The sequence below is a fragment of the Paracoccus sp. L-17 genome, assembly GCF_056857655.1.
The window spans coordinates 210291-236187 of sequence record NZ_JBSXNM010000039.1 but is presented as its reverse complement, the minus strand read 5'-3'; the positions used below and the strand labels follow the sequence as shown (position 1 = coordinate 236187).

General features: G+C 63.7%; 30 protein-coding genes and 1 tRNA gene. 19 read left to right on the top strand and 12 right to left on the bottom strand.

Annotated elements, in window-relative coordinates:
* Window positions 1–19 precede the first annotated feature (19 nt).
* From secY to rplQ, 6 genes are all read left to right on the top strand, one after another.
* Complete coding sequence (gene secY, locus AC13CR_RS11255) at window positions 20–1390, top strand: preprotein translocase subunit SecY (protein WP_292958522.1); 1371 nt, start codon at window positions 20–22, stop codon at window positions 1388–1390.
* A gap of 40 nt (window positions 1391–1430) precedes the next feature.
* Window positions 1431–2078 carry an adenylate kinase gene (locus AC13CR_RS11250; protein ID WP_292958524.1) on the top strand — a complete coding sequence of 216 codons (648 nt, stop codon included), beginning with the start codon at window positions 1431–1433 and terminating at the stop codon, window positions 2076–2078.
* Between the two features lie 213 nt (window positions 2079–2291).
* Window positions 2292–2660, top strand: coding sequence for a 30S ribosomal protein S13 (rpsM, locus tag AC13CR_RS11245; RefSeq protein WP_292958526.1), 369 nt, complete (start codon window positions 2292–2294; stop codon window positions 2658–2660).
* Window positions 2661–2671: 11 nt separating this feature from the next.
* Entirely contained in the window at window positions 2672–3061 is a 390-nt protein-coding gene (gene rpsK, locus AC13CR_RS11240) for a 30S ribosomal protein S11 (protein WP_090616034.1), read from the top strand.
* Between the two features lie 117 nt (window positions 3062–3178).
* A complete protein-coding gene (locus tag AC13CR_RS11235) occupies window positions 3179–4195 on the top strand; it encodes a DNA-directed RNA polymerase subunit alpha (RefSeq protein WP_446232231.1) in 1017 nt (338 codons plus the stop codon).
* 110 nt (window positions 4196–4305) lie between these two features.
* Window positions 4306–4731, top strand: a complete 426-nt coding sequence (gene rplQ / locus AC13CR_RS11230) for a 50S ribosomal protein L17 (RefSeq protein ID WP_292958532.1) — start codon at window positions 4306–4308, stop codon at window positions 4729–4731.
* Window positions 4732–4749: 18 nt separating this feature from the next.
* Here the strand turns inward: rplQ and AC13CR_RS11225 are convergent, their stop codons facing one another.
* Complete coding sequence (locus AC13CR_RS11225; protein ID WP_446232704.1) at window positions 4750–4956, bottom strand: hypothetical protein; 207 nt, start codon at window positions 4954–4956, stop codon at window positions 4750–4752.
* Between the two features lie 95 nt (window positions 4957–5051).
* On the opposite strand from AC13CR_RS11225, the gene AC13CR_RS11220 reads away from it, so the two are divergent.
* The 11 genes from AC13CR_RS11220 (at window position 5052) to AC13CR_RS11170 (ending at window position 15324) form a co-directional block, all read left to right on the top strand.
* Window positions 5052–5663: a helix-turn-helix transcriptional regulator gene (locus AC13CR_RS11220; RefSeq protein ID WP_292958534.1), complete on the top strand. Its 612-nt coding sequence runs from the start codon at window positions 5052–5054 to the stop codon at window positions 5661–5663.
* Window positions 5664–5725: 62 nt separating this feature from the next.
* Window positions 5726–6316, top strand: coding sequence for an acyl-homoserine-lactone synthase (locus AC13CR_RS11215; RefSeq protein WP_292958536.1), 591 nt, complete (start codon window positions 5726–5728; stop codon window positions 6314–6316).
* Between the two features lie 60 nt (window positions 6317–6376).
* Window positions 6377–7693: a replication-associated recombination protein A gene (locus AC13CR_RS11210; protein WP_292958538.1), complete on the top strand. Its 1317-nt coding sequence runs from the start codon at window positions 6377–6379 to the stop codon at window positions 7691–7693.
* A gap of 31 nt (window positions 7694–7724) precedes the next feature.
* Entirely contained in the window at window positions 7725–8099 is a 375-nt protein-coding gene (gene crcB / locus AC13CR_RS11205) for a fluoride efflux transporter CrcB (protein WP_292958540.1), read from the top strand.
* Window positions 8096–9142, top strand: a complete 1047-nt coding sequence (locus tag AC13CR_RS11200; protein WP_292958542.1) for an RluA family pseudouridine synthase — start codon at window positions 8096–8098, stop codon at window positions 9140–9142. Before crcB ends, AC13CR_RS11200 begins: the two co-directional genes overlap by 4 nt.
* Window positions 9139–9798, top strand: a complete 660-nt coding sequence (locus AC13CR_RS11195; protein WP_446236576.1) for an HAD-IA family hydrolase — start codon at window positions 9139–9141, stop codon at window positions 9796–9798. The genes AC13CR_RS11200 and AC13CR_RS11195 overlap by 4 nt, the downstream gene beginning before the upstream one ends.
* Window positions 9795–10508, top strand: a complete 714-nt coding sequence (locus tag AC13CR_RS11190) for an ATP12 family chaperone protein (RefSeq protein ID WP_292958546.1) — start codon at window positions 9795–9797, stop codon at window positions 10506–10508. Before AC13CR_RS11195 ends, AC13CR_RS11190 begins: the two co-directional genes overlap by 4 nt.
* Window positions 10509–10678: 170 nt before the next feature.
* Complete coding sequence (locus AC13CR_RS11185; RefSeq protein WP_292958548.1) at window positions 10679–11695, top strand: amino acid ABC transporter substrate-binding protein; 1017 nt, start codon at window positions 10679–10681, stop codon at window positions 11693–11695.
* Between the two features lie 118 nt (window positions 11696–11813).
* Complete coding sequence (locus AC13CR_RS11180) at window positions 11814–13070, top strand: amino acid ABC transporter permease (RefSeq protein ID WP_292958550.1); 1257 nt, start codon at window positions 11814–11816, stop codon at window positions 13068–13070.
* Window position 13071: 1 nt separating this feature from the next.
* Window positions 13072–14526: an amino acid ABC transporter permease gene (locus AC13CR_RS11175; protein ID WP_292958552.1), complete on the top strand. Its 1455-nt coding sequence runs from the start codon at window positions 13072–13074 to the stop codon at window positions 14524–14526.
* A 9-nt stretch (window positions 14527–14535) separates the two neighbouring features.
* Window positions 14536–15324 carry an amino acid ABC transporter ATP-binding protein gene (locus tag AC13CR_RS11170; protein ID WP_293013886.1) on the top strand — a complete coding sequence of 263 codons (789 nt, stop codon included), beginning with the start codon at window positions 14536–14538 and terminating at the stop codon, window positions 15322–15324.
* A gap of 94 nt (window positions 15325–15418) precedes the next feature.
* Here the strand turns inward: AC13CR_RS11170 and AC13CR_RS11165 are convergent, their stop codons facing one another.
* The 11 genes from AC13CR_RS11165 to rpmH all read right to left on the bottom strand — a co-directional run bounded on the left by AC13CR_RS11165 (window position 15419) and on the right by rpmH (window position 24036).
* Complete coding sequence (locus AC13CR_RS11165) at window positions 15419–15937, bottom strand: SixA phosphatase family protein (protein WP_292958556.1); 519 nt, start codon at window positions 15935–15937, stop codon at window positions 15419–15421.
* Window positions 15934–16551 carry a ferredoxin gene (locus tag AC13CR_RS11160; RefSeq protein WP_292977928.1) on the bottom strand — a complete coding sequence of 206 codons (618 nt, stop codon included), beginning with the start codon at window positions 16549–16551 and terminating at the stop codon, window positions 15934–15936. Before AC13CR_RS11160 ends, AC13CR_RS11165 begins: the two co-directional genes overlap by 4 nt.
* Window positions 16541–17440 (bottom strand): acetylglutamate kinase, encoded by a 900-nt coding sequence (gene argB / locus AC13CR_RS11155; RefSeq protein WP_292958664.1) that lies wholly within the window; start codon window positions 17438–17440, stop codon window positions 16541–16543. Before argB ends, AC13CR_RS11160 begins: the two co-directional genes overlap by 11 nt.
* Before the next feature lie 66 nt (window positions 17441–17506).
* Window positions 17507–18157, bottom strand: a complete 651-nt coding sequence (gene yihA, locus AC13CR_RS11150; protein WP_292958560.1) for a ribosome biogenesis GTP-binding protein YihA/YsxC — start codon at window positions 18155–18157, stop codon at window positions 17507–17509.
* Window positions 18154–18915 carry an MOSC domain-containing protein gene (locus AC13CR_RS11145; RefSeq protein ID WP_292958562.1) on the bottom strand — a complete coding sequence of 254 codons (762 nt, stop codon included), beginning with the start codon at window positions 18913–18915 and terminating at the stop codon, window positions 18154–18156. The genes yihA and AC13CR_RS11145 overlap by 4 nt, the downstream gene beginning before the upstream one ends.
* Complete coding sequence (yidC, locus tag AC13CR_RS11140; RefSeq protein ID WP_292958564.1) at window positions 18912–20771, bottom strand: membrane protein insertase YidC; 1860 nt, start codon at window positions 20769–20771, stop codon at window positions 18912–18914. The genes AC13CR_RS11145 and yidC overlap by 4 nt, the downstream gene beginning before the upstream one ends.
* 168 nt (window positions 20772–20939) lie before the next feature.
* On the bottom strand, window positions 20940–22235 hold the full coding sequence (locus tag AC13CR_RS11135; protein WP_292958566.1) for a GGDEF domain-containing phosphodiesterase: 1296 nt from the start codon (window positions 22233–22235) through the stop codon (window positions 20940–20942).
* A gap of 69 nt (window positions 22236–22304) precedes the next feature.
* A complete protein-coding gene (gene ttcA / locus AC13CR_RS11130; RefSeq protein ID WP_446233587.1) occupies window positions 22305–23180 on the bottom strand; it encodes a tRNA 2-thiocytidine(32) synthetase TtcA in 876 nt (291 codons plus the stop codon).
* A gap of 13 nt (window positions 23181–23193) precedes the next feature.
* Window positions 23194–23442: a membrane protein insertion efficiency factor YidD gene (gene yidD / locus AC13CR_RS11125; RefSeq protein ID WP_292958570.1), complete on the bottom strand. Its 249-nt coding sequence runs from the start codon at window positions 23440–23442 to the stop codon at window positions 23194–23196.
* Window positions 23439–23858 (bottom strand): ribonuclease P protein component, encoded by a 420-nt coding sequence (gene rnpA, locus AC13CR_RS11120; RefSeq protein ID WP_414692190.1) that lies wholly within the window; start codon window positions 23856–23858, stop codon window positions 23439–23441. The genes yidD and rnpA overlap by 4 nt, the downstream gene beginning before the upstream one ends.
* Before the next feature lie 43 nt (window positions 23859–23901).
* Complete coding sequence (gene rpmH, locus AC13CR_RS11115) at window positions 23902–24036, bottom strand: 50S ribosomal protein L34 (RefSeq protein WP_028725980.1); 135 nt, start codon at window positions 24034–24036, stop codon at window positions 23902–23904.
* A 263-nt stretch (window positions 24037–24299) separates the two neighbouring features.
* On the opposite strand from rpmH, the gene AC13CR_RS11110 reads away from it, so the two are divergent.
* Both AC13CR_RS11110 and AC13CR_RS11105 read left to right on the top strand, forming a co-directional pair.
* Window positions 24300–25721: a sensor histidine kinase gene (locus AC13CR_RS11110; protein ID WP_292958583.1), complete on the top strand. Its 1422-nt coding sequence runs from the start codon at window positions 24300–24302 to the stop codon at window positions 25719–25721.
* Between the two features lie 74 nt (window positions 25722–25795).
* Window positions 25796–25872, top strand: a tRNA-Arg gene (locus AC13CR_RS11105).
* The last annotated feature ends 25 nt before the right edge of the window (window positions 25873–25897 follow it).

Genomic DNA, 25897 nt, shown 5'->3' with positions numbered 1-25897 from the left:
GAGACGGGACGGAAAACACATGGCGTCAGCCGCAGAACAGATGGCCGCGAACCTCTCCTGGGGGGCACTGGGCAAGGCCACCGAACTTCGCCAGCGCATCTGGTTCACGATCGGCCTGCTGATCATCTATCGTCTGGGCACCTATATTCCGGTTCCGGGCATTGACGGCTCGGCCCTGCGCAATTTCATGGAACAGGCGCAATCGGGTATCGGCGGCATCCTGTCGATGTTCACCGGCGGCGCGCTTGGGCGGATGGGCGTCTTTGCGCTTGGGATCATGCCCTACATCTCGGCCTCGATCATCGTGCAGCTTCTTGCATCGATGGTGCCCTCGCTGGAACAGTTGAAGAAAGAGGGCGAGCAGGGGCGCAAGAAGATCAATCAGTATACCCGCTATGGCACCGTGCTTCTGGCGCTGTTCCAGGCCTTCGGACTTGCGAAAAGCCTTGAGGCCGGCGGTCTGGCGCACGAGCCGGGAATCTTCTTTCAGGCTTCGGTCGTGATCACGCTGGTCGGCGGCACGATGTTCCTGATGTGGCTGGGCGAACAGATCACCGCACGCGGTATCGGCAACGGAATTTCGCTGATCATCTTCGTGGGCATCGTCGCCGAGATTCCCGCCGCCTTGGCACGTTTCTTCGAACAGGGCCGTACCGGGGCGATCTCGACCCCGGTCATCCTGGGCGTCATCGTGATGGTCGTCGCCGTGGTTGCGTTCGTCGTCTTCATGGAACGCGCCTTGCGCAAGATCCGCATCCAGTATCCGCGCCGTCAGGTGGGGATGAAGGTCTATGACGGGCAATCCTCGCACCTGCCGATCAAGGTCAACCCCGCCGGCGTCATCCCGGCCATCTTCGCCAGTTCGCTGCTGCTGCTGCCGGTCACGATCTCGACCTTCTCGGGCAACCAGACCGGGCCGGTCATGTCCACGATCCTGGCCTATTTCGGACCGGGTCAGCCGCTTTACCTGATCTTCTTCGCGGCGATGATCGTCTTCTTTACCTACTTCTATACCCAGAACGTCAGCTTCAAATCCGACGACGTGGCGGACAACCTTAAAAATCAGGGCGGCTTCATTCCCGGCATCCGCCCCGGCAAGCGGACCGAGGAATATCTGGATTACGTGGTCAATCGCGTGCTGGTGCTCGGCTCGGCCTATCTGGCTGGCGTGGGCCTGCTGCCCGAGATCATCCGTGCGCAATGGTCCGTGCCGTTCTATTTCGGCGGCACCTCGGTGCTGATCGTGGTTTCTGTCACGATGGACACGATCAACCAGATCCAGAGCCATCTGCTGGCCCACCAATATGAAGGCCTGATTGAGAAATCCCAACTGCGTGGTAAACGCAAGCCGGGGACGGCGAAGCCGCGGCGCACGCCGTCGCGTCGCTGAGACTGACTGACAAACAGCCAGCCGAGGGGGACGGGCTTTCATGACGACGAACATCATTCTTCTGGGGCCGCCCGGCGCCGGCAAGGGCACGCAGGCGCGGCGGCTGGTCGAGGGGCGGGGCATGATACAACTGTCCACCGGCGACATGCTGCGCGAGGCCCGGACCTCGGGCACCGGGATGGGGCAGCGCGTGGCCGAGGTCATGGATCGTGGCGAACTGGTCACCGACGAAATCGTGATCGGCCTGATCCGCGAGAAGCTGTCCGAGGCCGGAACCGGCTTCATCTTCGACGGTTTTCCCCGGACATTGGCGCAGGCAGATGCTTTGGGCGATCTGCTGGAAGAAACCGGCATGACGCTGGACAGCGTGATCGAGATGCGCGTTGATGACGAGGCGCTGGTGCGCCGGATCACCGGCCGGTTTACCTGCGGCAATTGTGGCGAGGTCTATCACGACGACACCAAGCCGACGAAAGAGCCTGGAATCTGCGATGTCTGCGGATCGACCGATCTCAAGCGCCGGGCCGACGACAACGAGGAAAGCCTGAAGACCCGGCTTCTGGAATATTACAAGAAGACCTCGCCGCTGATCGGCTATTATTACGCGAAGGGCAAGCTGACCCCCGTCGACGGCCTGGCCGATATCGATGAGGTTTCGCGCCAGATCGCAGCCGCTTTCGACGTCTGAGATCGAGCCGGGCGGGATGATCCGCCCGTGTCAAGGCTTTTCCTTGGCCTGCCCTTGACGGGGCGGGCAACTGCCTTTAGATCACGGCATCTCGCAAGAGAATCACCCGGCAACCGGGTGGACCATAGACCGGCCCGAAGGCTTGGCTTTCGGGCCTTGTGTTGTGAAAAAAGGTTCCGGCGCTACGGAATCGCAACTGGAAAAGGAAAACGCGTGGCTCGTATCGCTGGCGTCAACATTCCGACGGGGAAGCGTGTCCCCATCGCCCTGACCTATATCCATGGCATCGGCCCGATGTATGCCGAACAGATCTGCGAAGCCGTCGGCATCGACCGTGCGCGCCGCGTCAACGATCTTTCTGATGCCGAAGTTCTGCAAATCCGCGAATATATCGACGGCAACCTGACGGTCGAGGGCGATCTGCGCCGCGAGGTGCAGATGAACGTCAAGCGCATGATGGACCTGGGGTCGTATCGCGGTCTGCGTCACCGCCGCGGGCTGCCGGTCCGTGGCCAGCGCACCCATACCAATGCCCGCACCCGCAAGGGCCCGGCGAAGCCGATCGCCGGCAAGAAGAAGTAGGGGGACGGACAATGGCACGTGACAAGACCCGCATGAAGCGCAAGGAGCGCAAGAACATCGCCACCGGCGTGGCGCATGTGAACTCCAGCTTCAACAATACCAAGATCCTGATCTCGGATGTCCAGGGCAACGCGATCGCGTGGTCTTCGGCCGGCACGATGGGCTTCAAGGGGTCGCGCAAATCAACGCCCTACGCTGCCCAGATGGCTGCCGAGGATGCTGGCCGCAAGGCGCAGGAACACGGCGTGAAGACGCTGGAGGTCGAGGTTCAGGGACCCGGTTCGGGACGTGAATCGGCCCTGCGCGCGCTGGCTGCCGTAGGCTTCAATATCACCGCCATCCGCGACGTGACGCCAATCGCCCATAACGGTTGTCGCCCGCCCAAGCGTCGCCGCGTCTGATCCTGGATCATTAACAAGCCGGACCGCGTGTCGATTGCGCGGTCCGGACATTTCGCATTTCACCTCGGGCGTTTCCGGCCTTGGTCATGGGACGGAAACAAGAATGGAGGCACATCCATGATCCACAAGAATTGGGCCGAACTTATCAAGCCGACACAGCTTGTCGTCAGGCCGGGCGCCGATGCGACCCGGACAGCGACGCTGGTCGCCGAACCGCTGGAGCGGGGCTTCGGCCTGACGCTGGGCAACGCACTGCGCCGGGTTCTGCTGTCCTCGCTGCAGGGCGGCGCGATCACCTCGGTTCAGATCGACAATGTGCTGCATGAATTCAGCAGCGTGGCGGGCGTCCGTGAGGACGTGACCGACATCGTGCTGAATCTCAAGGGCGTGACGTTGAAGATGGATGTCGAGGGGCCCAAGCGACTGACCCTGGCCGCCAAGGGTCCGGGCGAGGTCAAGGCCGGCGACATTCAGGAAACGGCCGGCATTGCCGTCCTGAACCGCGACCATGTGATTTGTCACCTGGATGACGGCGCGGATCTGAACGTGGAACTGACCGTAGCCACCGGCAAGGGGTATGTCGCTGCAGACAAGAACCGACCCGAAGACGCGCCCATCGGCCTGATCCCGATCGACGCCATCTTCTCGCCGGTCAAGCGGGTCAGCTACGAAGTCACGCCCACCCGCGAGGGTCAGGTGCTGGACTATGACAAGCTGACCATGAAGATCGAGACCGACGGCTCGCTGACCCCGGAAGACGCCGTGGCCTATGCCGCGCGCATCGTTCAGGATCAATTGTCGGTCTTTGTCAATTTCGACGAACCGGAATCGGCCAACCGCCAGGACAACGACGACGGCCTGGAATTCGATCCGCGCCTGCTGAAGAAGGTGGACGAGTTGGAATTGTCGGTGCGCTCGGCCAACTGCCTGAAGAACGACAACATCGTCTATATCGGCGATCTGATCCAGAAGACCGAGGCCGAGATGCTGCGGACGCCGAATTTCGGCCGCAAATCCCTGAACGAGATCAAGGAAGTGCTGTCGGGCATGGGCCTGCATCTGGGCATGGACGTGGTCGATTGGCCGCCGGAGAACATCGAGGATCTGGCCAAGCGGTTCGACGACCAGTTCTGAGCAAGAGGGCGGGGGCACCGTCCCCGCCTGTGACCGGGCATCCGCCCCAAGGAGAGCGACCCGCACGCATGGGTTGCCGGACAAAGCAAAACACGCTGTAGGAGAACATCATGCGTCACGCCCGCGGCTATCGCCGCCTCAACCGTACCCACGAACACCGCAAGGCGCTGTTCGCCAACATGGCTGGCTCGCTGATCGAGCACGAGCAGATCAAGACCACCCTGCCAAAAGCCAAGGAACTCCGTCCGATCGTCGAAAAGATGATCACGCTGGCCAAGCGCGGCGACCTTCATGCCCGCCGTCAGGCCGCGGCCCAACTGAAGCAGGACGGCCACGTCGCCAAGCTGTTCGACGAACTGGGTGCCCGCTACAAGGATCGTCAGGGCGGTTATGTCCGCGTCTTGAAGGCCGGCTTCCGTTACGGCGACATGGCCCCGATGGCGATCATCGAACTGGTCGACCGCGACCCGTCGGCCAAAGGTTCGTCTGATCGGGCGCGTCTGGAAGCCGAATCAGCTGTGAGCGACGATCAGTAAAGTCGCACGATCACCGAATCAGAGACCCCGTTGCCACACCGGCGGCGGGGTATTTTTGTTGCTTTCCGCAGCGTTAAGTCCCGAATGTGGCGCGAGGATGTGACATTTTATCGCCGCCCAGGCCTCGTCGAATTCTGCGTGATCCAGATCGCCCCGTTGATAAAGCGCCAGCAATTGCTGGTGAAGCCTGTCGGCCAGAGATGACGATTGGCCGTCAAGGCTCATACAACCGGCTCCAACGGATTAACGCTATGGCAACTATTCTGCGCCATGACTAGTGTGCACGTTGACGTATCGGAAAACAATTTGTCTAAAAAGCCATGTCATCACGCGCAGACATAAATGCCGCCTTGCGGAAACTGGGCAAGACCGCCCCATCCGGCTATTTTGTCGGACTGCACATCCGTTTTGCCGCTCCTCTCATGCAATTTCAGACCTATTCCGATGAATGGTCGGAATTCTATTCCGCCAACGGCTACGCACTGCGTGACCCGACAATCGCCTGGGGGTTTTCGACGACGGGGGCCTGTCGCTGGTCAAGCCTGCCGATCCCTGATCCCTTCAATATCCTCAAGGACGCGGCCGATCACGGACTGACCTTCGGGCTGACCCTGTCCTGCGGCCCGATTTCCTCGCGCACGATCGCCAGTTTTGCGCGCGACGACAGAGAATTCATCGATGACGAGATCGCCGAGATCTCGACCACCGTACGTCGGCTTCACGAAATCACGGAGCCGCCGGCGAGCCTGACCAAGGCTCAGAAAGAAGCCCTTCGTTGCATCGCGGAGGGCGATCGTCACGCAGCGGCGGCAGCCAAACTTGGCATTACCGAAAGCGCGTTCAAGGCACGTCTGATCTCGGTCCGCGAAAGATTGAAGGCCCGGACGACTGCCGAGGCGCTGCAGAGGGCCAAGGAATACCGTCTGTTGTAGGCGTTTGCCCAGGGGATCCGTGAGGCGGTGAGGGGACACCTCACACCCCAGGAGTACGTAAAATGCAGACGACTACACTTTCCTTCTCGAACCTGCACAACCATGGCGAATTGTTCGCCAATCTGTTCCGCGCCCGCAAGCAGAGTTTCATCATCCAGAAGAACTGGGATCTGCCCGAATCCGAGGATATGGAATTCGACCAGTATGATACGCCTCAAAGCCGCTGGATCGCGATCCACGACCGCGGCGAGGTTCTGGCGGGCATCCGATTGACGCCGACGATCGCGCGCTGCGGTATCTACAGCTACATGATCCGCGATGCGCAAAAGGGCATTCTGGGCGGATCGATCCCGCAGGATCTGCTGTTCGCCGAGGCGCCCATCGACGAACAGACCTGGGAATGCTCGCGCGTTTTCGTCAGTCATTCGATCCCGCAAACCTATCGTCGCAAGGTTCACTTCAAGATGGTCGAGGCCATGACCGGATCGGCCCGGGAACTGGGCGCGTCGCGGCTGATCGCGCTGACCGGGGCGACTTGGCCGCGCTGGTATGGCCGCTGCGGGCTGGATGCCGAGGCGATCGGCCGCAGGATGTGGATCGACGATGGAGACTTCCAGTGCGTGTCGATCGACCTGACGCCCAAGATGCACTGATCCGAGGCAGTCGAAGGGGGCTGTTCGGCGCGGGTCCGCGGGCCTAGGATGGGCGCCGAAATGGCCGACCTTTTCGACACGCCCGCAACCGCCGAGCCGCCGCAATCGCCGGCGGCAAGACCTTTGGCCGATCGCATCCGCCCGGTGCGCATGGAGGATGTGATCGGCCAGGACAAGGTTCTGGCGCCGGAAGGGCCATTGGGTTCGATGCTGGAAGCGGGCAGCCTGTCCTCGCTGATCCTCTGGGGGCCGCCTGGCGTGGGCAAGACCACCATCGCGCGGCTTCTTGCCGACGAAACCGATCTGGCCTTCGTCCAGATCAGCGCCATCTTTTCGGGCGTTCCGGAACTGCGCAAGGTCTTCGAGGCGGCCAAGCTGCGTCGGCAGCAGGGGCGCGGCACATTGCTGTTCGTGGATGAAATCCACCGCTTCAACAAGGCGCAGCAGGACAGCTTTCTGCCGCACATGGAGGACGGCACGATCCTTCTGGTCGGCGCCACGACCGAAAACCCGTCTTTCGAACTCAACGCCGCGCTCATGTCTCGCGCGCAGGTGATCGTTCTGGAACGGCTGGGCCAGGCCGATCTGGAACGGCTGACGCAGCGGGCCGAGGCGGAACTGGGCCGCAAGCTGCCGCTGACCGCGCAGGCGCGCGAGGCCCTGCTGGACATGGCCGATGGCGATGGCCGTGCGGCGCTGAACCTGGTCGAACAGGTGGCCGCGTGGAAGACCGCCGCGCCCGTCGATGCCCAGGCCATGGCCAAACGGCTGATGAAGCGCGCGGCGAAATACGACAAGTCGGGCGATGAACATTTCAACCTGATTTCGGCCCTGCACAAATCCGTTCGCGGCAGCGATCCGGATGCCGCGCTCTACTGGCTGGCGCGGATGCTGGAGGGCGGCGAGGATCCGCGCTATCTGGCCCGCCGCATCACCCGCATGGCGATCGAGGATATCGGGCTGGCCGATCCGGCTGCACAGCGTCACTGCCTCGACGCATGGGCTCTTTTCGAACGGCTGGGCAGTCCCGAGGGCGAACTGGCGCTGGCGCAGGCGGTGATCTATCTGGCGCTGGCGCCGAAATCCAATGCCGGATACGGCGCCTACAAGGCCGCGAGGGCCGAGGCCAGGCGAACCGGCAGTCTGATGCCGCCCGCCCATATCCTGAACGCGCCGACAGCGATGATGAAGGAACAGGGCTATGGCGCCGGCTATGCCTATGACCACGATGCCGAGGACGGGTTCAGCGGCCAGAACTATTTCCCCGAGGGCATGAAACGGCCGGTTCTCTATGTTCCGGTCGAACGCGGATTCGAGCGCGATCTGAAGAAGCGGCTGGACTGGTTCGTCGCCCAGCGGCTGAAGCGCGGCGGTTGACTTTGGGCGGCTTCCGGCACAGGAGGGCGCGATGATGAATCCCTTCCTTCAGGTGGCCCTTGGCGGCGCTGCGGGCGCGACCGCCCGCTATTCGGTCTATCGTGCGATTGCCTGGCACGGGCCGGGTTTCCCGGTGGCGACGGGCGTCGTCAACGTCGTTGGCAGCTTCGCCATGGGCATTCTGACCATCGCGCTGGCGCAGCGGTTCGGCAACCATTATGCGCCGCTTCTTCTGACCGGCTTTCTGGGCGGGTTCACCACCTTTTCGGCCTTCTCGCTGGACGCGCTGACGCTGTGGGAACGCGGGCAGGCGGCGGGCATGATCGTCTATGTCCTTGTCTCGGTCGTGCTGTCGCTGGCGGCGGTGATTGCGGGCCTTGTCGTCGGACGGGGCTTTTTCGCATGAGCGGCGTGCAGACCCTGCGCGTCGGCCGGGACGAGGGCGACCAGCGCCTTGACCGCTGGCTGAAGAAGAAATTTCCGCAACTGACCCAGGGTGCGGTGGAAAAGATGTGCCGCACCGGCCAGTTGCGCCTCGATGGCGGCCGGGTCAAGGCCGCCAGCCGGATCGAGGCCGGGCAGGAGGTGCGTGTGCCGCCCCTTCCCGATGCCAGGCCGGCGCCACGGGCCGATGCGCCGCGCATTCCCGAATCAGATCAGCGCATGATCCAGGCCGCCGTGCTGTGGAGGGACGATCACATCATCGCCCTGAACAAGCCGCCGGGACTGCCCAGCCAGGGTGGCAGCGGGCAGGGCGACCGGCATGTGGACGGTCTGGCCGAGGCGCTGACATTCGGCTACAAGGACCGACCCAAGCTGGTGCACCGGCTGGACAAGGACACGTCGGGCATCCTGTTGCTGGCTCGCACCGACCGCGTCGCCCGCGCGCTGTCCGAGGCGTTCCGGTCACGCGCCACACGCAAGATCTACTGGGCCGTGGTCGCCGGCGTGCCGCAGCCGCGCATGGGCACGATCCGCTACGGGCTGGTCAAGGCTCCGGGTCACGGGCGCGGCGGCGAGGGCGAAAAGATGATCGCCGTCCATCCGCGCGACATCGACAGCACCGAAGGCGCGAAGCGGGCGACGACCGATTATGCCGTTTTGGACGCGCTGGCGAGCCGGGCAAGCTGGTGCGCGCTGGTGCCGATCACCGGGCGCACCCATCAACTGCGCGCGCATATGGCCGAACTGGGCCACCCGATCGTCGGCGACGGCAAATATGGCGGCTCGGGCCAGGAAAATCTGGGCGACGGCTGGGGGGCGCAACTGGGCGGAGAGATCAGCCGCAAGCTGCATCTTCATGCCCGGTCCCTGTCTTTCGACCATCCGGTCACCGGAAAGCGCCTCATCCTGACCGCGCCGTTGCCCGATCACATGAAACGCACCTGGAAAAGCCTTGGCTGGCACGAGAGCGATGTCCCCGAGGATCCCTTCGCGGAGGCGGAATGAAACTGGTCGTCTTCGATGTCGATGGCACGTTGATCGACAGTCAGCATCATATCCACGGCGCGATGAGCCTGGCCTTCGAGGGCGTCGGTCGCCCCCCTCTGCCGCGCGAAGAGGTGTTGCAGATCGTCGGCCTGTCGTTGCCCGAGGCGGTGGCGCGGCTTGTCCCGGATGGCGATCCTCATGTCCGGGCGCGCATCGTGCAAGGTTATCGCGAAGCCTTCCTGAAGGCGCGGATCGCACAGGCCGCGCCACTCTACGAGGGCGCGCGCGAATGCCTGGACCATCTCTCCGGCCGCAGTGATCTGCTGCTTGCGGTGGCGACCGGAAAATCCCGGCGGGGACTTGACGCGATGATCGAGGCACATGGCTTGCACGGCCGTTTCGTCAGCTTGCAGACAGCCGATCATCATCCCTCGAAACCCGCGCCCCAGATGGTGCAGGCCGCGCTGGCCGAGGCCGGTGTCGGCGCCGAGGCCGCGATCATGGTCGGCGATACCAGTTTCGATATCGAAATGGCGCGTGCGGCCGGGATGATGGGCTACGGGGTCTCCTGGGGGTATCACGGACCAGAGGGACTGGTGGCATCGGGGGCCGCGCTGGTCGCCGCCGATTTCGCCGCGCTGACCCGGGCGATCGAGGCTTGGGCCGCGGCATGAGCGAATGGAAGGCACGCCGCTTCTGGCAGGCCGCGGCGATCCGGCCCGACGCCGCGGGATGGCAGGTCGCGCTGGACGATCGCCTGCTCCGGACGCCCGGCAAGCAACCCCTGATCCTGCCGACCAGCGCGCTGGCCGGCGCCATTGCTGCCGAATGGGACGCGCAGAAGGATTTGATCGACCCCGCGACGATGCCGCTGACCCGCGCGGCCAATTCCGCCATCGAGAAGGTTCTGCCGCAATTTGCTGCGGTGGCGGGGATGCTGGCCGATTACGGGGGCACTGACCTCTTGTCCTATCGCGCCGACCAGCCCGAGGAACTGATCGGATTGCAGGCCGAGGGCTGGGATCCGCTGATCGACTGGGCGGCAACCGCGTTGCGCGCGCCGCTTCGGATCACCCATGGCGTGATCCCGGTGCCGCAGGATCCCGAGGTTCTGGCGCGCCTGCATCAGGTCGTGATCGGGCTGGACCTGTTCGGGCTGACGGCATTGCACGATCTCGTGACGCTGCCGGGATCGCTGATCCTGGGGCTGGCGGTGATCCGGGGCAGGATCGACGGCGAGACGGCGCATCGCCTGTCGCGCATCGACGAGGATTTTCAGATCAGCCGCTGGGGCAAGGATGACGAGGCCGCGCAAGCCGCGCGGTCGCGACGATGCGCATTGATCGACGCCGAGCGGCTGTGGTGGCTGTCTCGCGCCGGTTGAAAGCCGCTGCGTCACCTTGCGATCCGCTTGACCTGTTAGCGTTGATCGGCACAATACCGCCCATCATGGGCCGTTCATCCGACCGGCCCGGTGGGAATGCGGGCTGCCTCGGCGGCTCCAACAGCCGACCGGCCGAGAATGGCACGGAAGGCATCAACAGAGAGGACAAGATGAAGAAATCCCTATTTCTCGGCTCGGTTGCCGCGGTCACGCTGAGTGCCGGGGTCGGCATGGCCGACACGCTGGCCGATGTGAAGGCGCGCGGCGAACTGATCTGCGGCGTCAATACCGGTCTCGTGGGCTTCGCGGCGCCGGATGCGAACGGCAACTGGGCCGGCTTCGACATCGCGGTGTGCAAGGCCGTCGCGGCCTCGGTGCTTGGCGATCCCTCGAAGGTCAAGTATGTGCCGACGACCGGGCAGACCCGCTTTACCGCGCTGTCATCGGGCGAGGTCGATCTGCTGGCCCGCAACTCGACCTGGACCTTCTCGCGCGACACCGACCTGAAGCTGGATTTCGTGGCCGTGAACTATTACGACGGTCAGGGCTTCATGGTGCCCAAGGATCTGGGCGTGACCAGTGCCAAGGAACTGGACGGTGCTACCATCTGCATCCAGACCGGCACCACGACCGAACTGAACCTGGCCGATTACTTCAAGGCCAACAACATGAGCTATCAGCCGGTCAACATCGACAGCAACGCCGAGGGCGAGCAGCAATACATGGCCGGCGCCTGCGATGCCTATACGACCGACGCATCGGGTCTTGCCGCCACCCGCGCGGCCTTTGCCAATCCCGAAAACCACGTCATCCTGCCCGAGATCATCTCGAAAGAGCCGCTGGGCCCCGCCGTGCGCCAGGGCGACGATCTGTGGGCCGATATCGTGCGCTGGTCCTTCTACGCGCTGGTCGCGGCCGAGGAATACGGCGTCACCTCGAAGAATATCGACGAGCTGGTGAAATCCTCGCAGAACCCGGAGGTGCAGCGTCTGCTGGGCGTGACCGACGATCTTGGCGCGATGATCGGACTGGACAAGGAATGGGCCAAGCGCGCCATCCAGGCCAGCGGCAATTATGGCGAGATCTTTGCGGCCAATATCGGTGAACAGACTCCGATCGGGCTGGCGCGAGGTCTGAATGCGCAATGGACCCAGGGCGGGCTGATGTACGCCCCGCCGTTCCGCTGATCGGACGAGACAATCTTGTCGGGGGCGCCATGGCGCCCCCGATGGCTTCAAGAACAACGACAAGCCGGTCGGCCAGAAGCGGCACGAAAGCTGCAGGACCGGATGCAGGGGTAAAGCCATGACGGATGTTTCGGCACCGGCGAATCCGCCGTTCCGACTGAACATGCTGATCTATGACCGGCGCTATCGGTCGATGACCTTCCAGGTGATCGTCTTCATTCTGGTGATGGCGCTAGGATGGTGGCTGATCAACAACACGATCCAGAACCTGCGCGCCCTGGGCAAGGATTTCGATTTCGGCTTCCTGTTCCAGCGCGCGGGCTACGACATCCCGCAGACCCCGATCCCCTATACGTCGGACGACACTCATCTGCGTGCGGCCATTGTCGGGCTGCTGAACACGATCATCGTCTCGGTCCTCGGCTGCGTCGCGGCGACCATCCTGGGCGTCGGGGTGGGTGTGGCGCGCTTGTCGAACAACTGGCTGTTCGCCCGGCTGATGACCATCTATGTCGAGATGTTCCGCAACATTCCCCTGCTGCTGTGGATCCTGATCATCTACGCGCTTTTCACCGAGATCATGCCGGCGCCCAATGCCTATCGCGGCGAGAATCCGGCCTGGTCGAAGATCCTGTTCGACAATGTCGCCCTGACCAACCGCTATACCGCCATTCCCGGACTGGGCATGACCAACGATCCGGGCAGTCTGGATCTGGGCGCGCGCGTGACCATCAGCTGGGCCACGATCGCCTTCGCCGCCGCCCTGATCGCGGGCTGGTTCCTGCGCCGCGCGATCCTGGCATGGGCGCAGGTCACGCAGGACCGGACCGGCCGCCGTCCGACCACCTGGTGGATCAATCTCGGCGTGATGGTCGTGCCCTCGCTGCTGCTGATCTGGTTCTTCGGCCTGCATCTGCTGCCACCGGAGTTGAAGGGTTTCAACTTTACCGGCGGGCTGAACGTCCAGAACGCGCTGGTCGCATTGTGGCTGGCGCTGACCCTCTATACCGGCGCCTTCATCGCCGAGATCGTGCGCGCGGGCATCCTGGCCGTGAACAAGGGTCAAAGCGAGGCGGCCTTCGCGCTTGGCCTGCGGCCGAACCGGACCATGAACCTGGTGATCCTGCCGCAGGCGCTGCGGGTGATCATCCCGCCGCTGATCTCGCAATATCTGAACCTGATGAAGAACAGCTCGCTGGCCATCGCCGTGGGCTACATGGATCTGCGCGGCACGCTGGGCGGGACGACGCTGAACCAGACCGGGCGAGAGCTGGAATCCATCTTGCTGATGATGCTGATCTACTTGCTGCTCAGCCTGATCATCTCGGCCGGGATGAACGTCTTCAATTCCCGCGTGAAGCTGAAGGAGCGTTGACATGAGCGAGATGCACGCCGAAACCGTTCCCTTCGTTCGCGAGACCATGCTGCCGCCCGCGCCGCCGCCCATCCGCGAGGCCGGCGCAGTCAGATGGCTGCGACAGAATCTGTTCTCGGGCCCGGTCAACACGATTCTGACGCTGCTGGGTATCGCGATCATCTGGTTCATCGTCAGCCATTTCTGGCCCTGGTTCGCCCATTCCGTCTGGCGCGCCGACAGCCTGGCGCAATGCCGCGAGATCATCGCCCGAACCTGGGGCGAGGGCGCGTCGGGCGCCTGTTTCGCGGTAATCCGGGAACGCTGGCATCAATACATGTTCGGCTTCTATCCGCCCGAGCTTTACTGGCGTCCGCTTCTGGCCTTCGGCCTGCTGATGGTGGCTCTGGCACCGATCCTGTTTTCGGAATCGCGCATCATCCGCCGCATCGTGCTGATCGTCAGCGCGACGGCGACACTGATCCTGGCGCTGGCGCTTGGCATCCCCACACCGGCGCTGATCCTGGCCGCCACCGCGATGATCGGCGCCATCGCCGTGGCCGAACGGCAGCCGACCCGGCTGCTGATCTTCTCGGCGCTCTATCCGTTTCTGGGCGTCTGGCTTCTGTGGGGCGGCAGCCTTTGGGGGCCGCTGATGGTGCTGGCCAGTTTCGGCCTCGGGGCGCTGGCATGGGTCGTGGTCGCCCGGCTTTTGCCGCTGCTTGCGGCAGCGGCGGCGATCATCGTCGCGCTGGTCTGGTGGATCGGCTTCGCCGGACGGGCCGCCGAGGATCTGCAGAACCTGCTTCCGCTGGCGATCACGCCGGTCGCCTCGGACCAGTTCGGCGGTTTCCTTCTGGCCATCACCATCGGGATCGCCGGAATCGCGCTGTCGCTGCCCATGGGAATCATGCTGGCGCTTGCGCGGCGGTCGGACATGTTCCTGGTGAAATCCCTTTCGGTGATGTTCATCGAATTCATTCGGGGCGTGCCGCTGATCTCGCTTCTGTTCGTGGCCTCCTTGCTGCTGAACTATTTCCTGCCGCCGGGCACGAATTTCGACATCATCCTGCGGGTCATCATAATGGTAACGCTGTTTGCCGCGGCCTATATGGCCGAGGTGATCAGGGGCGGTCTGGCCGCCTTGCCGAAGGGGCAATACGAGGCGGCCGATGCCCTGGGTCTGGATTACTGGAAGGCGCAACGGCTGATCATCCTGCCGCAGGCGCTGAAGATCTCTATCCCCGGGATCGTCTCGACGTTCATCGGCATGTTCAAGGACACGACGCTGGTGACCTTCGTGGGCCTGTTCGATCCGCTGAAGGGCATTTCCGACTTCGTCCGTGCCAATTTCGCCTGGAAGGGCATCTACTGGGAGCCGTTCATCTTCGTCGGTGCCATCTTCTTCATCATCTGCTTCAGCATGTCGCGCTATTCGATGTTCCTTGAACGCCGGCTTGCCCGCGACCACCGATAGGATCCCGCCATGAGCGAAGCCATTGACCGCGACATCAACCGCAGCCACATGAAGGTCAGCGACGAGATCGCCATCGACATCCGCAACATGAACAAGTGGTTCGGAACCTTCCACGTGCTGCGCGACATCGACCTGACGGTGCACAAGGGCGAACGGATCGTCATCGCCGGTCCCTCCGGATCAGGCAAATCGACGCTGATCCGCTGCATCAATCGCCTGGAAGAACATCAGGCGGGCCATATCACCGTGGATGGCGTCGAGTTGACCAGCGACATCAAGAATATCGACAAGGTGCGCTCGGAAGTCGGCATGGTGTTCCAGCATTTCAACCTGTTCCCGCACCTGACCGTGCTGGAGAACTGCACCCTGGCTCCGATCTGGGTGCGCAAGGTGCCGCGCAAACAGGCGGAATCCACCGCCATGGCCTTTCTGGAAAAGGTCAAGATTCCCGAACAGGCGTATAAATATCCCGGCCAGTTGTCGGGCGGCCAGCAGCAACGGGTGGCGATCGCGCGCTCGCTCTGCATGCAGCCCAAGATCATGCTGTTCGACGAGCCGACCTCGGCACTTGATCCCGAGATGATCAAGGAGGTTCTGGACACGATGATCGAACTGGCCGAGGAAGGGATGACCATGCTGTGCGTGACCCATGAGATGGGCTTTGCACAGGCGGTCGCGAACCGGGTGATCTTCATGGATCAGGGCCAGATCGTCGAGCAGAACAATCCCTACGATTTCTTCAACAATCCGCGCTCCGAGCGGACCAAGCTGTTCCTGAGCCAGATCCTGGGGCATTGATCGCGGCCCGATAGGCAGTCTGGGTCGCGGGCGGCCAGAGGCAACCTGCCCGGCCGGCAAGATGATCGAACGGTCAGAAAGGCTCTGCCCGCGGTCAGGCCCGGCCGTCGAAGCGGACGAAATCCATGACGCTGCCCTGACCGGGTTCGGCCTGCGACCATGTGTCGATCTGGAAATCGACGACCAGAGTGGCGCAGGTCGGATAGCGGCGGAAATCCGGGTCCATCGGCGGCCGCGCGGGCAGCAGCGCGGCCAGTTCCGCGATGCCGGGATTATGGCCCAGCATCATCACCGTGGGATGGCTGGCCGTGCGCAGGATCGTCAACATCTTGTCCGGGCTGGCATGATAAAGGCCGGGTTCTATCCGCAGCAGCGGCCGCACCTCCAGCGGGGCGCCCTCGACCATGGCCCAGGTTTCCTTCGTGCGTTGCGACGACGAACACAGGACCTCTTCCGGCTCATGGCCGCGGCTTGCCATCCAGTCGCCCAGTTCGCGCGCCGAACGGCGGCCACGATCGTTCAGCGGGCGGTCGTGATCGCTGAGAGCCGGATCGTCCCATGCCGATTTTGCATGGCGGGTGAGGATCAGTCGTCGATGTCCAAGTGGGGTCATGGGTGGAACTGCCTCATATGCCATTCCGATTGCTGGCGCAGCCTGCCACAGCCCAAGCTGATCGGGCAAGCACGTCTGACACGACAGCCCCCGGTCATGCAGTCGCGCCCTTGGGGCTGGTCGAGAAAATCGTGGCAGCGGGCCGTGATGTAGCCGTCGTCGAATGCCCCGGCCGGGCAGGCGTCGCGGCAGGGCTGCGGGCAGGCCTCGCAGGGGCTGGTGGCGGCAGCGGGCAGGGGCAGAAGCCCCCCCGGCACCCGCAGCGCGCCGCGAAAGCTGATGAGAAGGCCGGCTTCGTCATGGACCAGCATCCCGACCGGCGATGACCAGCAGCGACCGCTGGCCAGCGCCCAGGCGAAGAATTGCGGATAGGGCGGCCCGTCAGAGGGAAAGATCGCCTGCGCATCCAGTCGCCCGGCCCAGGCCCCGATGATCCGCCTGGACCAGCGATCCATCGGATGCGGCCTGCCATCGGCATATTCCGCGGATCGGGTAAAGCGGCGCCAGAACGCGGCGCCCTCGGGCGCGATCAGAACGATCGTCGCGGCGTCGTCGGGGCAAAAGCCCGCGATCATCAGCCCCGCCGGCGCCGTCAGGTTCGGCTCACAGACCATCCTCGCCCTGCCGCAATCCATGTGCCTTGATTCGCGGCTCGGTTGAGCGGATCAGGCTGCCCGCGCCATGTTCGGTGAACAATTCCAGCAGGCAGGCATGGGGCACCCTTCCGTCTAGGATCACCACCGCACGAACGCCCTCGTCGATCGCCTGCAGCGCGGTTTCGGTCTTGGGGATCATGCCGCCGCTGATCCGGCCATCGCCGATCATCTCGCGGACCTGATCGGGGTGAAGTTGCGTCAAGACCTCGCCGGACTGGTCCTTGACGCCCGCGACATCGGTCAGCAGCAGCAGGCGGTCGGCCCTGAGCGCACCGGCAATGGCACCCGCCGCGGTGTCGCCATTGACGTTGAATGTCTCGTTATCCTCCATGCCCGTGGCGACCGGCGCGCAGACCGGGATCATGCCGGCATTGTACAGATCGCGGATGATCTGGATGTTCATCTCGACCGGACGGCCGACAAAGCCCAGTTCGGGGTCGTCCGCCTCGCAGACCATCATGTCGTCATCCTTGCCGCTGATCCCCACCGCGCGGCCGCCCGCATCATTGATTGCCTGCACAATGCGCTTGTTGACCAGGCCCGACAGCACCATTTCGACCACTTCGACGGTTTCCTTGGTGGTGACGCGCTTGCCGCGCACGAAGCGGCTTTCGATACCCAGGCGGGCCAGTAGGTCGTTGATCATCGGTCCGCCGCCGTGACAGACGATCGGGTTCATGCCGACCTGCTTCATCAGGACGATGTCGCGGGCGAATTCGGCCATCGCTTCGTCGTCGCCCATCGCGTTTCCGCCAAATTTCACCACCACCACGGCGCCGGAATAGCGTTGCAGGTAAGGCAGAGCCTCGGAAAGCGTGCGCGCTGTGGCGATCCAGTCCCGGTTCATGTTCTGCTTTTTCATCCCTCAAAGGCCCCCGATGCGACGACGCGGAGCCTAGGACGCCGGCAAGGATCAGTCCAGAGCGGCGATGATCGATCGCAGGGTGGCGATTCCCTGGCCCTTTTCGGAAGAGGTGACCACCAGTTGCGGAAAGGCTGCCGGATGCTTTTGCAGCGCGTCCTCGACCTGCGCCAGCACCGGCTTGATCGCATTCGGGCCGGGCTTGTCAGCCTTGGTCAACACGACCTGAAACGGCACCGCTGATCTGTCCAGCAACGTCATGATCTCGTGATCGACGGGCTTCACGCCGTGGCGCGCGTCGATCAGACAGAAGGCCCGGCGCAAGGTGGGGCGCCCGGCCAGGTAGGATTTCAGCAGGCCCTGCCATCTGGACACGACAGCAACAGGCGCCTTGGCAAAGCCATAGCCCGGAAGATCGACCAGATAGGCCCGATCGCCCAGGGTGAAATAATTGATCTCTTGCGTGCGTCCCGGCGTGTTCGAGGCCCGCGCCAGTCCCTTGCGGCCGGTCAGCGCATTGATGAGGCTTGATTTTCCGGCATTGCTACGGCCGGCAAAGCAGACCTCGGGCCGGTCCGGGGGCGGCAGGCCGTCCATGGCGACGACGCCTTTCAGAAAATCGACGGGGCCCGCGAACAGCAGCCGGGCCGCCTCGGCCGCCTCGGCTTCGGGCTGAGGCGCGACGGGGAAGGCGACCTTCATGCCGAAACCCCGTCGCCGATGGCGATCTCGCCGCCGGTGACGACTTCGGCGAAGATCCCGAAATCGTGGTGCCCGTAGAGGCGTTCCAGCGTCGCAACCATATCCAGATCCCTCGCGCCGGTCCGGGTATCGGCGCTGGTGGCGTCGCAGCGGGCAATGGTGTCGGTCACCCGCAATTCGGTCGCGCCGATGCGGATGATCCGGCCGATCAGTTCGCGCTCGGCAAAGGGGGCCCAGCCCTCGACCCACAGATTGCCGCGCCAGCGGTGAAGACCCAGCGGATGGCCGATCCTTTCCTCCAGCGCCGACAGGCTGGAAAGCGACAGGATCGACAGCCAGGGCCACTTCTGGTCGGTCCAGATCGCGACACCCCTGACCAGGCGGGTCGGCGCCGGCGCGTCGGCGGGCCAGAGCGGACGCAGCCATTCGATCAGGCGGTCCGCTTCCGTTTCGGGATCGAAGCTCAGATCGGACTGCGCCGGTTGCGACAGCGCGATGCGACCATTCCGCCAGCCACCCGCGATGGCCTGAACCGCAGCCGATGAGACGCCGCGGACAAAGCAGGATTTCGGCAGCCAGCGATCCGGCGCACCGCCGCTTTCGCTGGCCCGCGCATGGCGTTCGCCGGCCTCGGTGACGACAGCCCATTCGCGATCGCCGGGCAGCCGGCGCGCGGCTTGCAGGGTCACCTTGTCCAGCCCTTCACCGCCGACCGACTTGATCGGATGCCGGCGGATATGGGCCAGCCGTGCGCTCACTTGCCCTTGCTTCCGGATTTGCTGTCGCGTTTCGGACGTTTCGGGATCGAGGCCTTGATGTTGCCGAACAGATCGGGACGGTGCCCGTGCATCGACATGATCGTGTATTGCTGGATGATGGTGATGGTGTTGTTGGTGATCCAGTACAGCACCAGCCCCGAGGCAAAGCCGCCCAGCATGAACATGAAGACCCAGGGCATCAGCGCAAAGATCATCTTCTGCGACGGGTCGGCCGGGGTCGGGTTCAGCCGCTGCTGCATCCACATGCTAATTCCCAGAATGATCGCCAGCGCCGGCAGCGACAGCGAATGCAGCAGAGTGCCCTGTGCGGGCGGCGCGAAGGGCAAGATGCCGAACAGGTTCAGCAGGCTCGAGGGGTCGGGCGCGGACAGGTCGCGAATCCAGCCGATCCAGGGCGCGTGCCGCAATTCGATGGTGACGAAGATGACCTTGTAGAGCGAGAAGAAGATCGGAATCTGCAGCAGAACCGGAAGGCAGCCCGCGGCGGGGTTCACCTTCTGGGACTTGTAAAGCTCCATCACTTCTTTCTGGTATTTCATCCGGTCATCGCCGGTGCGTTCCTTGATCGCCTCCATCTGTGGCTGCAATTCCTTCATCTTCGCCATCGAGATGTAGGATTTGCGCGCCAGCGGGAAGACCAGCAGCTTCAGGATGAAGGTCAGCGCAATGATCGACCAGCCCATGTTGCCGATCTGCGCGTTCAGCCAGTGCAGGATGCGGAAGATCGGCTTGGTCAGGAAATAGAACCAGCCCCAGTCGATGGAATCGACAAAACGCTGGATACCGGGCGAATCTTCGTAGGCGCTGATCACCCCCCAGACCTTGGCGCCCGCAAAGAGATAACCCTGCGCGGTATAGCTGGCGCCCGGCTGGACATTCTGCATCGGATAGCGCGCCTCGGTCTGATAGATGTCGGCGCCTTCGGCGTATTTTACGACCGCGGTGAAGGATTGACCGGGCGCGGGCGCCAGCGTCGTCATCCAGTATTTGTCGGTAAAGCCGATCCAGCCATTGTCCTTGACGTCGATCACATCCGCACGACCCTCGCGGGCAACCGGGGCCAGATCGGCGATATTCTTGTATTTCAGTTCGACCAGTTCGCCATCACGCATCCCCACCGCACCTTCGTGCAGGACGAAGTAATTCTGCGTGTCGGGTCGGCCGTGGCGGGCGATGATGCCGTAGGGCGCGGCGCTGAAGCTGGCCTCTCCGTTGTTCTCGACGCTCTGACTGACGGTAAAGAGATAGTTGTCGTCCAGTTCGAAGGTCCGGCGAAAGATCTGGCCCGCGCCGTTGTCCCATGTCAGTGTCACCGGCTTGCCGGGTGCCAGCGTGTCGCCGGATTCGAGCGTCCAGATTGTCGATGGGCCGGGCACCGACGCGGGATCGACGCCGGGGCCGGGCGTCCAGCCATAGACGGCGTAATAAGGTTTCGATCCGGTCGTGTCGATGCGGGGATCGGCGGTTGCCGAGGACGGCGCCAGCAAACGGACATTGGGCGAGGACGGATCCAGCGTTTCCTGGTATTTCAGCAGCGACAGATCGTCGATACGGCCCCCGGCCAGCGAGATCGAACCCGCGAGCGCGGGTGAATCGATTTGGACGCGGCCAGCCCTGTCCGCAGCCGGCACGGCTTGGGCCGACAGATCGGCAGTGGCTGTCGCATCGCCCGTCGCCTCGGGCGCCGCCGGCTGGGCGCCGGTGCCCTGCTGGGCCACGGGCTGTGCGGGCTCTGTCGGTGCCGGGGGCTCGGGCGCGAAGACCGTGTACCAGATCAGGATCACCAGAAACGACAGCACCGTCGCCAGGATCAGATTGCGGTTGTTGTCGTCCATGTCCCAAGTCCACCGTCATCGCGTCAGTCGCGCCGGTTCAACAGAAGGGGCCGTCAAAGGTCAAGCGGAATTGGGCCAGACGTCTTTTGCGCGGTCCGTTTCGCGGGGGGGGCTGGCCGTCAAGATAGCCGACCGCGAAGGCCGTCGCACCCGCGGGTCGCGGCGGTGTCAGCCCGCCTTCCGGGGCGGCATCAGGCGCATCGATTCGGCGCGGCGGGCGTGATCGTCGAGAAAAGCGCAGGCTTCCTCGAGGGGCAGGGGGCGCGCGATCGAATATCCCTGGACCTGATCGCATCCCATCTGGGCAAGAAAGGCATGTTCCTCGGAGGTCTCGACGCCTTCGGCCAGCGTCGCGACGCCCAGATGTTCTGCCAGCGCCAGGATGGCAAGGATCATTCGCTGTTGGCCGGGGTCGATATCGCAGCCCATCACGAAACTGCGATCAATCTTGATCCTGTGCACGCCGAACAGCCGGATTGCATCCAGGCTGGCATATCCGGTGCCGAAATCATCCAGATCCAGCCGGCAGCCCGCCTTGGACAGCATTTCCAGATTGGCGCGGGCCTCGCTGTTCGCGGTGACGGGGCCCACGCTTTCGAGAAGTTCAAGCACCAGCCGGTTGGTCGGAATGTTCTGGCGATCCAGTTCCCACAACAGGCTGGCCGCAAAACCGCTGTCGCCCAGTTCGCAGTTCGATATGTTCAACGCCACCGTCGGCACATCGCGGCCTTCGCTATCCCACCGCTGCAGCGCCGCCAGCGATTGTCGCAGCATCGACAGCGTGAGCGCGGCGTGATCCGCTTCGGTCATCTTGGGCATGAAGGCTGCGGGGGGCAGGATCCCGTGGACCGGGTGGTTCCAGCGGGCCAGCGCCTCGAAACCGGTGACCTTGCCGGTGTGGCAACACAATTGCGGCTGAAAATAGGCGATGATCTGACCGTCGGCCACGGCATCCGCGACGCAGGCGGGGATGGCGTCGGTGATCCGCTGCGGATCGTGACTGTAAAGACGCAGATTGCCCAGCCCTTCCGCATCCAACCGCTCCAGACGATGGCGCGCATCCTCGATCATGTCGGCCAGTTCGGCCGATGCGTCGGCATTGGCATGGACCATGACCCCGGTCAGAACCGGGGCCACGGTCCGCCCCGATGCTGCGACCGGTCGCTGCACCTCGCGTTGCAAACGGCTGGCGATTCGCATCGCCTCGATCTCGCAGCGGTCGGAGACGACGACCGCGAAGACGCCGGGCGCGATGATCTGCACCGGATCTTCCGGGCGCATCGCGCGGTTCAGCCTCATGCAGATGCTGACCAGCAGGTGCCCGATTCCGGCCCTGCCCAGATGGTCGGTCAGAACATCGAAATTTTCGAGCCGCATCAGCAGGACGCTGAGGGGGCCCGTGCGATCGCGGGGCTTGCCGTCACGCAACAGTCGCGTTTTCAGCCAGTTCGCGGATCTCATCATTCGGTGGCGCATTCTGTCCCTTCCACGGGTTACCTTTGGCAGGTCTAGCGCAGAATGCTTGTTGTTCAGTTAATGTTCACACAGGGAATCGTCAGCCGCTTGCATCGCATTTGAACGATCCGCGACGAGGCCGGCGAAATTGAACAGGTTCGGGTCCAGCAGATGCGAAGGGCGTGCATTCATCAGGGCACGAAACATGATCTGCCTGCGGCCGGGGCTGCGCGATTCCCATTCGTCCAGCAATTTCTTGACCTGAACGCGCTGCAAGCCTTCCTGGCTGCCGCAAAGATCGCAGGGAATGATCGGATAGGCCATCGCCCGCGCGAACCGGTCGCAATCGGCCTCGGCCACGAAGGCCAGGGGGCGCAAGACCATCAGATCGCCTTCTTCATTCAGCAATTTCGGCGGCATGGTTGCCAGATGACCGCCATGAAAAAGGTTCATGAAGAAGGTTTCCAGAATGTCGTCGCGATGATGTCCCAGAACGACAGCCGAACATCCTTCTTCCCGTGCGATCCGATACAGATTGCCGCGCCGCAACCGCGAGCACAGGGCGCAGTAAGTCCGTCCCTGCGGCACCTTTTCCTTCACGATCGAATAGGTGTCCCGATATTCGATGCGATGTGGCACGCCGCGCGCCGCCAGAAATTCCGGCAGGACCGTGGCCGGGAAACCGGGCTGGCCCTGATCCAGATTGCAGGCCAGCAGGTCCACCGGCAACAGGCCGCGCCACTGCAATTCGTGCAGCACTGCCAGCAGCGTATAGCTGTCCTTGCCGCCCGACAGACAGACCAGCCAACGCGCGCCGGGCCGGACCATGCCATAATCCTCGATCGCGGCGCGGGTTTCGCGCACAAGGCGCTTGCGCAGCTTGCGGAACTCGGTCGATGAGGGGGCGCCGGCGAAAAGCGGATGAATTTCGGTATCGTCAGTGTTATCCGGCATCGCCTGGGCCTTCTCATTCATGATCATGACCCGAGTCTCGGGCCCCGGGAACGGGATCGTGGCCATGTCCGCCCCAGGGGTGGCACCGCGCGATGCGCCGGATTGCCAGCCAGCCCCCCCGGAACGCGCCGTGTCGCTGCAGCGCCTCCAGCGCATATTCAGAGCAGGTCGGCTGAAAGCGGCAACCATTTCCCAGCCAGGGCGAAGCGACCAGGCGATAGGCGCGCACCGGCAGCGCCAGGAGGCGGGCCAGCGGGCTCATCGGTGAATCTTGCGCAGCGCGACCGACAAATCCCGCTGCAAGTCGTCGAAATCGCGCGCGATCGTCGCCTCGGGGCGACCCACCAGGACATAGTCCCAGCCAGCCCGCCCCCCATGCCGCAAGCCCAGCCGGGCGATCTCGCGCAGGCGGCGCCTGGCGCGGTTGCGGGCAACGGCGTTGCCGATCTTCTTCGAGCAGGTGAAGCCCACGCGAAGCGGGCCATCATCGCCGCGATCCCGCGCCTGAAGCATGAAACCCGGCGTTCCCTGACGCCGGGCGCGTGCGGCGGCAAGAAAACCGGCGCGATTCGCAATTACCACGGGCATCTTGCCGCATCCGGCGAGGGGCACGGCAAATGCCGCCCCGCCATCATCCCTTGGCTGCGGTTCAGCGCGGGGATGGGGCAGGGGCGGCATGGTCATTGCCTCGACGTGCGGGGATGTTACCCGGCGGAAAGGCTTACGCCGACAGACGCTTGCGGCCCTTGGCACGGCGGGCGTTCAGCACGCGGCGGCCGCCCTTGGTGGCCATGCGGGCGCGAAAGCCGTGGCGGCGCGCACGAACAAGGTTCGACGGTTGGAAAGTGCGCTTCATGGTCGGTCTCCGGGTCGGTCTTTTGCGGTTTCGATCAATTGTAATTGCGTATGGCGATGTGCAGGGGCAATAACCCCGCGCGATGCGCCGGTTGCAGGAAGTCCGCTGGATAATGCAGCCCAAAGCCCGCGTCAACTGCCGCCGGCAATCTTTCCGACTGCCTCTGGAAAGGGAACCAGCGAATGATCACATTCGTTTGATGTGCAAACCGGCCCCGCGAAAGCCGAAAACACGCAGGCGACGAGCAAGACGATCCGGACAAGATGCGATTGAACACCATTTCCGGCCGATTCGCTGCACTGACGATCATTTTCGTCGTGCTGGCCGAGTTGTTCATCCTGCTGCCGGCCTTGTCACGCTTTCGGCTGGACTTTCTGGAATCGCGTCTGGAGCGGGCGCAGATCGCATCGCTGGCGCTGCTGGCGACCGATGAATCGCTGACCAGCGACCTGGAATCGGAATTGTTGCAGAATGCCGGCGTGCTGAACGTTGTGCTTCGCCGCGATAACGTGCGCCAGCTGGTCCTGTCCTCGCCCATCCGCGATCAGGTCAGCGCGACCTACGATCTGCGCGAAGAAGGCGTCGTGCAGACGATCGACGATGCTCTGGTCACGCTGCTGGACGACAGGGACGAAACCGTGCGCGTCATCGGCTCTCCGGTCAATCAGGCGGGCCAGCTGATCGAGATCACCATGAAGACCGCCCCCCTGCGCGGCGCGATGATCGATTACGGGCTGCGGTTGCTGGTGCTGTCGGCGGCGTTTTCGATACTGACCGGGATCCTGCTCAACATCGCGGCTCAGCGGCTGATCCTGGTGCCGATCCGGCGCGTGATCAGCCATATGACCTCTTACGCGCTGGAACCCGACAACACGCGCCACATCATCACCCCCAACGCCCGCCTGGCCGAATTGCGTGACGCCGAAACGGCGCTGGAGGCGATGCAGAAGACCGTCACCTCGTCGCTGAAGCAGAAGGAGAGGATGGCGCAGCTTGGCGAGGCTGTGGCCAAGATCAGCCACGATCTGCGCAACATCCTGACGACGGCCCAGATCTTTGCCGACCGGCTGGAGGATAGCGCCGATCCCAAGGTTCGCCGCGCCGCGCCCAAGCTGGTGAACTCGATCTCTCGCGCAGTGAACCTGTGCGAAACGACCCTGGCCTTCGGCAAGGCGGAAGAGCCTGCGCCGTCCCTGTCGCGTTTCAACCTGACCCAGCTTGCCGCCGAGGTGATCGAGGCCGAGACGCTGGCGGGCGAAGCCGCGGGGCAGGTCGAATTCGTCACCGACATCGCGCCCAGCCTGACGATCCGCGCCGACCGCGATCAGCTTTACCGTGTGCTGGCGAACCTGTCGCGGAACGCGCGACAGGCGATCGAGGGCACCGGCAGCCCCGGCGCAATCGAGATCGGAGCGGGCGAGACCGATTCCGAATGGTGGATTCGCGTTGGCGATTCGGGCCCGGGTCTGCCCGAGAAGGCGCGCGAATACCTGTTCAAGCCTTTCAGCGGCAGTTCGCGGAAGGGCGGCACCGGACTGGGCCTGACCATCGCCGCCGATCTGATCCGCGGCCATGGGGGCCGGCTGGAACTGGTCCGCAGCGACGAAGAGGGCAGCGAATTCATGATCCACATTCCGCGCGACATGGCGATCTTGCCGGCGCGTGCGGGCGCCGCCGCGCGATAGGGAAAATGGCGTGGAAAATGCGCCGCACCCTCTTGCATCCGCTGGGAGGGGGGGGTAGACCACCGCCCTACGACGGACCCGTAGCTCAGCTGGATAGAGCACCAGACTACGAATCTGGGGGTCGGGCGTTCGAATCGCTCCGGGTCCGCCATTACAGCATCCAACCGTCCCAAGCC